Below are 629 nucleotides of genomic sequence, written 5' to 3' on the forward strand. Positions count from 1 at the left end.
GTGATAGCACCCGCAGTGCCATTAATCGCGTACGTGTTTACGCCATTGCCACCACCAATACTGCCAATAGTTACACCGCTATTTACCGTAAAACCATCAGTGCCACTGCCGCCGACTAAATTCACAAAGTCTGTAAAGTTAATACCATTCAAGGTACCTGCGTTATTAGCATTAACTAACCAGGTGTTCGCGCTGTCACCTGTTAAGATGGCATTACCCACACCATCAATTAATTCAAATCCTGAGATATCTGTGATTAATAAACTGCCGTCGGTTGCCGTAAGGTTAAACGTATCTTTTGCATCTAAAGCAACACCTTGAGCGCCGCCCGCAATCGTGCCAGTAACTACGCCCGTATTATCCAAACTAACCGTGTCATCACCATCACCACCAGAAATGCTAGCAATTCGACCTGTTGTATCGCCATTGATAGTGAAAATATCATCACCAGCACCGCCAACAAGAGCTCCCGTTATACCCGCTGTACCAATGGTAAAGGTATCTGCATCAACACCACCCGTGATAGCACCTGCAGTGCCATTAATCGCGTACGTGTTTGCGCCGTTGCCGCCATCAATAGTTCCGATAGACACACCGCTATTGACCGTAAAGCTATCTGTGCCAACACC

At 46.9% G+C, this 629-nt stretch carries 1 protein-coding gene; it reads right to left on the reverse strand.

Annotated elements, in window-relative coordinates:
- Positions 1 to 629: hypothetical protein (locus CWS31_RS17655; protein ID WP_211355867.1), on the reverse strand; the 629-nt coding region annotated here is incomplete at both ends.

Source organism: Colwellia echini, assembly GCF_002843355.2.
In the GTDB taxonomy this organism is placed as follows: domain Bacteria; phylum Pseudomonadota; class Gammaproteobacteria; order Enterobacterales; family Alteromonadaceae; genus Colwellia; species Colwellia echini.